The organism is Streptomyces palmae (assembly GCF_004684805.1).
In the GTDB taxonomy this organism is placed as follows: Bacteria; Actinomycetota; Actinomycetes; order Streptomycetales; family Streptomycetaceae; genus Streptomyces; species Streptomyces palmae.
Map to the genome: position 1 here is coordinate 1 of NZ_SRID01000289.1, position 9089 is coordinate 9089.

At 71.0% G+C, this 9089-nt stretch carries 4 protein-coding genes; 1 reads left to right on the forward strand and 3 read right to left on the reverse strand.

What is annotated here, in order from left to right; all coding sequences use genetic code 11:
- The 3 genes from E4099_RS24095 to E4099_RS24105 all read right to left on the reverse strand — a co-directional run.
- The coding region (locus E4099_RS24095) for a beta-ketoacyl synthase N-terminal-like domain-containing protein (protein WP_135341219.1) at nucleotides 1-1311 on the reverse strand (1311 nt) is incomplete at its 3' end.
- Nucleotides 1312-1330: 19 nt separating this feature from the next.
- The gene (locus tag E4099_RS24100) at nucleotides 1331-2482 is read right to left on the reverse strand and encodes an adenine nucleotide alpha hydrolase family protein (RefSeq protein WP_245245128.1); all 1152 of its coding nucleotides are present in this window, start codon (nucleotides 2480-2482) and stop codon (nucleotides 1331-1333) included.
- Nucleotides 2479-6033 (reverse strand): amino acid adenylation domain-containing protein, encoded by a 3555-nt coding sequence (locus E4099_RS24105; protein WP_167828462.1) that lies wholly within the window; start codon nucleotides 6031-6033, stop codon nucleotides 2479-2481. The genes E4099_RS24100 and E4099_RS24105 overlap by 4 nt, the downstream gene beginning before the upstream one ends.
- Nucleotides 6034-6493: 460 nt before the next feature.
- Between E4099_RS24105 and E4099_RS24110 the strand changes: the two genes are divergently transcribed.
- On the forward strand, nucleotides 6494-9089 hold a 2596-nt coding region (locus E4099_RS24110; protein ID WP_167828463.1), incomplete at its 3' end, for an acyltransferase domain-containing protein.

A 9089-nucleotide genomic window follows, 5' to 3' on the forward strand; every position in this document is an offset into this window, starting at 1 on the left:
GGCCGGGGGCTCCTCCAGGATGACGTGGGCGTTGGTGCCGCCCACGCCGAAAGAGCTGACCCCGGCGCGCCGCGGGCCCGCGCCCTGCGGCCAGGCGGTCGTCCCGGTGGCGACCCGGAACGGCCCGCGGTCCAGTTCGAGGTCGGGGTTGGGGGTGCGGAAGTGCAGGCTGGGCACGATGGTCCGGTGGCGCAGCATCAGGGCCGTCTTGATCAGCCCGGCCATGCCGGCGGCGGTGTCCAGATGCCCGATGTTGGTCTTGACGGAGCCCAGCAGGACCCGGCCGGCTTCCACTCCGTCGAACGCCCGGCTGAGCGCGGCCACCTCGATCGGGTCGCCGAGCGGGGTGCCGGTGCCGTGGGCTTCCACGTAGGCGATGGTGTCCGGCGGGCATTCGGCGACGCGCTGGGCGTCGCGGATGACGTCCGCCTGGCGTTCGACGCTGGGGGCGGTGTAGCCGGGCTTGGTCGAGCCGTCGTTGTTCACCGCCGTCCCCTTGATCACGGCGTAGACGGTGTCCCCGTCCGCCACCGCCGCGGCCAGGCGTTTGAGCACCACCACGCCGACGCCGCTGGAGATCACGGTGCCGCCCGCGTCCGCGTCGAAGGCTCGGCAGTGGCCGTCCGGGGAGAAGATCATGCCGTCCTGGTGGAGGTAGCCCGCCGTCTGGGGCACGCGCAGATGGACGGCTCCGGCCAGGGAGAGGTCGCACTCCCCGGCGAGCAGGCTCAGGCATGCCTGGTGGACGGCTACCAGGGCGGTGGAGCAGGCGGTGTTGACGCTGATGCTCGGTCCCCGCAGGTTGAGCTTGTAGGAGACCCGGGTGGCCAGGAAGTCCTTGTCGTTGGCGAGCATCATCCGGTAGTGCCCCACCGACGACTCGCGTTGGTAGCGCTCGGCGAGGTGGGTGAGGAGATAGGTGTTCATGCCCGCCCCGGCGAAGACTCCGATGTCGCCGGGGTATCCGGAGGGTTCGTACCCGGCGTCCTCGAGGGCGGCCAGGGAGCACTCCAGGAAGTGGCGGTGCTGGGGGTCGAGGATCTCCGCCTCGTCGTCCGGGATGCCGAAGTGCCCGGCATCGAACGCCTCCAGGTCCGGGAAGACGTGTCCGGCCTTCACATAGCCGGGTCGCCGGAGTTCCTCCGGGTCGGCGCCGGCGGCCAGGAGCTCCTCGTCGGTGAAGAACCGGATGCTCTCCCGGCCTTCCCGCAGGTTGCTCCAGAAGGTGTCGGTGGTGGCGGCTTCGGGGAATCGGCACGCCATCCCGATGATGGCGATGTCGGATTCCCTGATCTCCGCTGACTGCTGCATGGTGTTTCCGCCTAGAGTGCTAGAGGGTGATGCCCAGGTCCGTGGCCACGGTCCGCATGCCCAGGAAGCCTTCGGTGACGAACCGGGCCGCGTCGTCGGTGGCGCCCAGTTCCCGGAAGATCTCCATGAGTGCGCTTCGGTGCTCCGCGGGGTCGCCGCGTTCCTCGGCGATGTCGAGGACGGCGTGCTTCATCCGCTCCTCGATCGCGGGCAGGTCCGCCGCACGGGGGAAGGTGATGCTGAAGGTGGACCGGTCGTAGTTCTTGTTGCGTCGGACCGAGCGGCGGTGGCTGGCGGCGTTGAGCTTGTAGAACATGCAGTTCCAGTGCTTGAAGGAGTAGTAGTTCAGCAGCGGGAACAGGGTGCAGTGCGTCTCCAGCGGGGACGAGTTGTACAGTCCCTTGGCCTTGAGGTCGGCCACGATGCGGTCGGGGTCGTACTGGTAGCGCATCGCGATGAACGGGAAGACGATTTTCGGGAGTTCCTCGTCATCGGCGAAGAGCACCTTCTCGGCTTCGCTGCGGAATACGGTGTCGGTCAACTGGGAACCGAAGGTCTGGTAGAAGCCGCGCACCACTTCCCGGGTGTCGGATTCCATGGTGAGAATCTGCTGCGGGTCCGCGCACAGCGCGATGTACGGAATGCGGTGCTGGAAGGCGTAGATGATCGCCCGGATCACGAAGAACGTCCGGCAGGAGGCGCACGGGAGTTTCTCGTCGAGATACTTCCCGGGTTTGGTGACGGGCTTTTTGAACACCTCCCGCATCACCAGTTTGATGTTGTCGTCGTCCGAGTCGAGCACGAAGGTGGCGGGAATCTTCTCCCGGGCCAGTGCGATGTTGTCGGCCGCGTGCGTGCTCTCGAACGGCACGTCGAAGGTGTAGGCAAGGACCCGCTTGCCGTATTCGTTGACGAACTTGTCCAGCATGAAGGTGCTGTCCTTGCCGCCGCTGTACATGAACAGGCAGTCGTAGGGGCCGTTCGGATTGGGGCCGCTGCGGGTGAACTCCTCGTGGACCTGGTCGGTGTAGCTGAAGTTCTCCAGCAGTTCGCCGACGAGCCCGAGGCGGCACAGGCTGCACACCCCGTCGTCGCCGAGGGTGACCCCGGGGTGGTCCTCTTTCAGGGCGCATACCTGGCAGACACGCATGGTGTTCCTCTTCCGCGTCATCGTGGTGACTCATCGGCCGTGCGGGGGTGCTGCCGCCTGCGGCGCAGATCGCCGAGGCCGCTGCGGGAGGGCCTGGCGGCGCGAGGGTCGGGCACCGGGGGGCGCTGTCCGGCGCCACCCCCTCGCCGGGAGCGAACGTGCCGGGTCAACGCCCGGACAGTGGGGTACATGAACATCTCCACGCGGGTCAGTGATCCGCCGACGTCCGCGTTGATCCGGGCCATGACCCGCATCAGCAGCAGCGAGTTGCCGCCCGCTTCGAAGAAGTTGTCCTCGGTGCCGACGGCGTCCAGCAGCAGCACCTCCCGCCAGATGCCGGCGATGTCGCGCTCCAGTTGGTCGGCGGGCTCGGTGCGGGGTCCGCCCACGCCGGCGGGGCGGGGCAGGGCCCGCCGGTCGGTCTTGCCGTTGGCGGTCAGCGGGATGGCGTCGAGCTCCACGAACGCGGTGGGCACCATGTAGTCGGGGAGCCCGGCGAGCAGGTGGGCGCGGAGCTCCCCGGAGGGGATCCCGGGGGTGCGCGGCACCAGGTAGGCGACCAGCCGTCGATCGCCCGGACGGTCCTCTCGGACCACCACGACCGCCTCCGCGACTCGGGGATGCCGGGCCAGCGCCGACTCCACCTCGCCCGGCTCGATCCGGTATCCGTGCAGCTTGACCTGGGCGTCCAGTCGGCCGAGGTAGTCCAACTCGCCGTCCGGGCGCAGCCGGACCAGGTCACCGGTGCGGTAGACGGTGCCGCCGGACGCGCCGTACACGTCGGGGAGGAAGCGCTCGGCGGTCAGCTCGGGCCGGTTGAGGTAGCCCTGGGCGACGCCCGCTCCCCCGATGAGGAGTTCTCCCGGCACTCCGGGAGGCACCGGCCGCATCCGGTGGTCGACCACATGGAACGCGGTGTTGGCGATGGGCCGGCCGAGGGTCACCGGGGCGCCGGGGCGTACCCGCTTGACGGAGGACCAGATGGTCGTCTCGGTGGGGCCGTACAGATTCCACAGCTGCGCCCCGTGTGACAGCAGCTTTCCGGCGAGTTCCTCGGTGAGCGCTTCGCCTCCGCACAGGATGCGGGGCAGTGCGCTGCCGGTGCGGCCGGGCCATCCGGCGTCCAGCAGCATCCGCCAGGTGGCCGGTGTGGCCTGCATGACGGTGGGCCGTACGTCCTCCAGCAGGCCACGCAGTACGGAGCCGTCGGCGACGGCCTGCTCGGGCGCGACCTCGACCCGGCCGCCGGCCACCAGTGGGGCGTACAGCTCCAGGCCGGCGATGTCGAAGCAGACGGTGGTGACGGCCAGCAGGGTGTCCTGCTCGGTGATGCCGGGGGTGAGGCACATCGAGCAGACGAGGTTGGTCAGCGCCCGGTGTCCGATCCGCACCCCCTTGGGGCGGCCGGTGGAGCCGGAGGTGTAGAGGACGTAGGCGTCCTGTCCGCTGCTCACCTCCTCACCCGGCTCCGGTGTCGCGGCCTCGATCTCGGACCACTGGCGGTCCAGTACCAGCGCCTCGCCGTGTCCCTCGGGCAGCCGTGCGGCCAGCCGCGACTCGGTGACGACCAGCGGCAGCGCGGTGTCGGCGAGCATGTACCCGATGCGGTCGGCGGGGTAGATCGGGTCCAGCGGGACATAGGCCGCCCCGGACTTTATGATCCCCAGCAGCGCGACCGGCAGCCGCGCCGAGCGTTCCAGGAACACGCCGACCAGTTGCCCGGGCCCGATGCCGCGTGCCCGGAGATGTCCGGCCAGGGCCGAGGACCGGCGGTCCAGCTCGGCGTAGCTGACGATCTCCTCACCGCAGGACACGGCCGGGGCGTCCGGTCGCCGCCGTGCCTGTCGCGCGACCAGGTGGTGCACACAGCTGTCCAGCGGGAGGTCGGCGTCGGCCGGGTCCGTGGTCTGGGTGGCGGAACTCAGCCGTGCGCCGACGCCGAGCGGGATGCGGGAGAGGTCCCGGGCGCCCTCCGGCGAGACGGCGCCGGCCAGGAAGGCCGTGGCGTACTCGGCGAGCAGGTCCAGGGTGCGGCGGTCGAAGGTGCCGTCGCGCACCACCCACTGGCAGGGGCGGGGGGCTTCGCCGCGCGGGATGCGGATGAGCAGCGAGGTGCCCTCGGCGGGCGCGGCCGGCACCGAGAGATCCTCGCAGACCTCGATGGCGATCGGCAGGCCCGGGGCGGAGGGTCGCCGTCCGCGCAGCTCCGGGTGGCGTACCCACAGGTCGTGGGGGTGGGTGCCGCGGCGCTCGGCCTCCTGGGTGAGCTGGATCGTCCGGGTGCCGAGGACCGCCATGTCCGCACTGTCCAGCGAGGGGATCCGCAGCGGCACGAAGGCGGCGTACAGGGCGTCCACCGGAAGGAATCCGGTGTCGGGCGGGGCGGCCCGCCAGTGCACGTCGGTGCCCTCCGCCACGCCGACCCGGGTGAGGAAGGCCAGGTGTGCGGCGAGCAGCCACTGGTCGCGCCGGATTCCGGCGCGGGCTGCCGCGTCGGCGGCACCGGCGGGTGTCGGAACGGGGACGCAGCTGTGCCCCCCGCCGCGTACGGTGCCCTCGCTGCCGATCAGCTCGGCGGGCTCCAGCCGGGCGAGCCGCCGCCGCCAGTGGTTCTCCTGGCGCAGGGTCCGGGCCTGGGCCCGGGTGGCGGTGCCGAGCAGTTCCGGGTCGGGGGTCGGCAGCCGGTGTCCGGGGCGGATCCCGCGGGCGGCCAGGATGGGGGCGGCCGGCGCACCGGTGGGGGTGGTGAGTCCGGTGAGGCGGACGGCGCCGTCAGCGGTCGCCACCTCCAGCCCGTCCCTGGTGTCGCGCAGCACCGTCCCGGGCGGTGCCTCGGGCCGGCCGGGGAGCGGCTGGAGGCCGCCCACCAGGAGTGCGCCGTCCCCCGCGATGATCTTCGCGGTGCCGAACTCGTTGGGGTACGGACCGTGGTCGGCGGCGCGTACGGCGGCGTGCAGCTCGGCGGACGGGCGGTCCCAGGACAGGAATCCCCCACCGTCCGGCCGGTCGAAGCGCCCGTGGTAGGTCCGCGCGGACAGGTCCTGGGCCGACCGCTGGAGCTGTCCGCTCTCCAGGTGGTCCAGCAGCTCGGCGAAGGAGGCGTAACCAGCCTCGAAGCACTTGACGTTGAGGGTGTGGCTGGTGTCCTCCTCGGTGACGGTGACCGGGCGTTGGGCCAGGATGTCGCCTTCGTCGGCCCGTTCCGTCATCACGTGCCAGGTGACGCCGTGGGACACCTCGCGCTCCAGCACGGCCCAGCTGGTGGCGTACAGGCCGGCGTGCCGGGGCAGTGGTCCGTCGTGGAAGTTCACCGGCAGCTCGCGCGGCAGGTCGAGCAGCGCGGCGGGCAGCATCCGCAGGTTGGCGATGCTGAACAGGTAGTCGAAGGGCTCGGCGGCCAGCCGCTCCACCAACTCGGGGCCGAAGTCGAGGGCGGGCAGCCGCCGCTGCCGGGCCCAGTCGCGAATACCTGGGTCCGGTGACACCATGCCGAGAATCGGATGCCCGTGGCTCAGCAGCAGTTCGGCGCAAGTGACGACCAGCGAGTTGCCGCCGATCAGAACGCAGCTCAAAGGGCGGGGCGCCCGGGCTCGCGGGACCTGGGGGATTTGGGTCATCGCCTTCCTCGAATTCTCCGCGACCTACCGGCATCAACCGGACAATTAACCCGTTTCCCGAGTGTGACGCGTACTGACCGATGGCTGCCCAGGAGAATTGGGTCAGCTGACAGGTACATCCGTTTCCCGCCGTTCATTGCCTTTCATGGTTCTGTGCAACGGCATTCCTATCCACGCGCACTTGAGCATCAATTGATTCCCGGTCAATTTCACTGGTTTGATTCGCTCTCCGCAGACACTGCGGCACGATAAGGCTTAGGCTTCCCCAGGATGCCGGCGGCTTCTTGCCCCGGTGAGCCGCGCTGGCCGGCATGGCTGGACGCGCGACCCTGCACGGCGCGCAGTACACATCGGCCGAATGTCTTGGCAATTCGGCCCACACACAGAATTGACGGGCATCGGCCCGGGGGATCCCATGCATGAAACCGAATTGCCGGATGATGGCATCATCTCGCTGGTCGGGGCGGCCCGCCGTATGCCGGTCCCGAAGCGCTCGGACAGCTCGAACTCGTCGGCCGGGCGCGAGTTGTTCCACGGGTGGCGGGGTGTCGACCCCGTACCCGGGCAGCTGCCCGTCCTGGAGGCAATCTGGGCCGCGGTGGAGGACGCGGGCCTGGCGCCGGACCGGCTGCCTGCCGCGGTGGGCCTGTTCACGGCCGATGGCGACCGCAGCCGACTCGACGGACCGGCCAGGGTGTTCGGGATCAACGGGCCATGCCGTAGCGAGCCGGAACCGGTGGTCGCCGCGATGGCCTGCCTCCGGTCCGGGGAGTGCCGGATCGCCGTGCTGGTCGCCGCCGGCCCGGACCCGGACTCCACTGCCTGCGCTGCCGTGCTCACCACCGCCGACCACGAGGGATTCGGTTATCCGGTCGAGCTGTCGGCCGAGGCGCCCGGGAACGTGGCCGGGCTGGTCGATGCCGCGCTGCGGGAGGGCCGTGCCGGCCTCACCCCGACCGCTGACGGCGGGTGCGCCACGGGCGGCTCGGAGGGCGGCGAGCAGCCGGTTCCGCTGGCCTTGTCCGCGCACAGCCCTGAGGCACTGCGGGCCAAGGCCCTTGGCCTGCGTGTGCATCTGGCGGCGTGTCCTGGTGCCTCGGTAGGGGACCTCGGATATTCGCTGGCCACCACCCGGGCGGTTCATCGGCATCGGGCGGTTGTGGTCGGTCAGACGCCGGACGGGCTTGCCGAGGCACTGGACCAACTGGCCGAGGGTCGGCAGGGCCCGCGGTTGGTCCGCGGTGTGGCACGTGAGCGCGGACGGGTCGCCTTTGTCTGCCCGGGACATGGTCCCCAGTGGCCCGGGATGGCGAGGGAGCTGTTCGAGACCTCCCCGGTGTTCGCCGAGCGGCTGGGCGCCTGTGCGGAGGCGCTTGCCCCCCATGTGGACTGGCCGGTGCTGGAGGTGCTGCGCGGTGCCCCGGACACTCCCCCGCTGGGCCGACCGGAGGTGGCGCAGCCGGCGTTGTGGGCGATGACCGTGGCGCTCTCGGCGCTGTGGCGGTCCTTCGGGATCACTCCTGACGCGGTGGTCGGGTCCAGTGCTGGGGAGATCACCGCGGCCACCGTTGCGGGTGCGCTGTCCCTGGAGGACGGGGCGCGCGCGGTGGCCTTGTTCAGCCAGGCCCAGGTTCCGCTGCTGGGGCGGGGTGTGATGCTCTCGGTGCTGGCGCCGGCCGAGGAGGTGCGTCCCCGGTTGGCGCGCTTCGGCGGTGAGTTGGAGCTGACCGCCTTGTACGCTCCCCGGTCGGTCGTGGTCTCCGGCACTCCGGAAGCGGCTGCTGAACTGGCGGCCGAGCTCGCCGGTGCCGGCGTACGCACCTGGCGGATCGCCCTGGGCCTGGCCGGTCACAGCCGCCAGATCGATCCGGTACTCGATGGGCTCCGTACCGAGCTCGCCTTCCTGCGGCCCCGACCCGCCGAGGTGGCGTACTACTCCGCCGCGACCGGTGGACGTGTCGACCCGCTCACCTTGACCGCCGACTACTGGTGCCGTGCCATGCGCGGCACGGTCCGCTTCGAGCAGGCCACCCGGGCGCTGCTGGCCGAGGGGCATGGTGTGCTGCTGGAGGTCAGCCCGCATCCGGTGCTCACCCACACCGTGCAGGAGACCGCGGACGAGGTCGGGGCGGAGGTGGCAGTGGCCGGGACGCTGCGCCGCTACCAAGGTGGCCGGGAGCGGCTGTGCGTGGCGTTGGGCGAGTTGTACGCGCGCGGGGTGGAGCCCGACTGGGCCGGGGTCTTCGCCGGCCAGCCGGTGCGCCGGGTGCCGCTGCCGAACTACCCGTTCGATGCCGCCGCCGCGCGCGAGGAGCGGGTTGACTCGTGCGGCACGGCCCACACGGTGAGTCCGGAACATCAGCGGCTGGCCGCCGCCGGGGCCGAGGAGCGGCGCGAGGAACTGTTGAGTCTGGTCCGGGACAAGGTTGCCGCGGTGCTGGGCCGCGGCATCGCGCACCCGGTCGACGAGGGGCGTCCGCTCTCCGAGCAGGGCGTGGACTCGGTCGGTGCGACGGAGTTGCGGAACCTGGTGAACGAGGCCCTGGGCCTGGAGCTGCCGGTGACCCTGGTGTTCGACAACCCCACCGTGGCGGCGCTCGCCGATCACCTAGGGGCCGTCATCACCGGTCGGTCGACCGATGTGGAGCTGCTGCCGGCTGTCCCGGTCCAGGACGGCGAACCGATCGCGATCGTGGCGATGAGCTGCCGGTTGCCGGGTGGGGTGGACGGTCCCGAGGCGTTGTGGGAGCTGGTGGCCGACGGGGGCGAGGCGTACGGGGCGTTCCCCACCGATCGGGGTTGGCCGATCGAGGAGTTGTACGACCCGGAGGTGGGGGTCGCGGGGCGCTTCTATCAGCGGGAGGCCGGCTTCCTGCGGGACGCGGACCGGTTCGATGCGGGGTTCTTCGGCATCTCGGCACGTGAGGCGTTGGCGATGGACCCGCAGCAGCGGGTGTTGTTGGAGATCTCGTGGGAGGCGTTGGAGCGGGCGGGGATCGAGCCTTCGACGC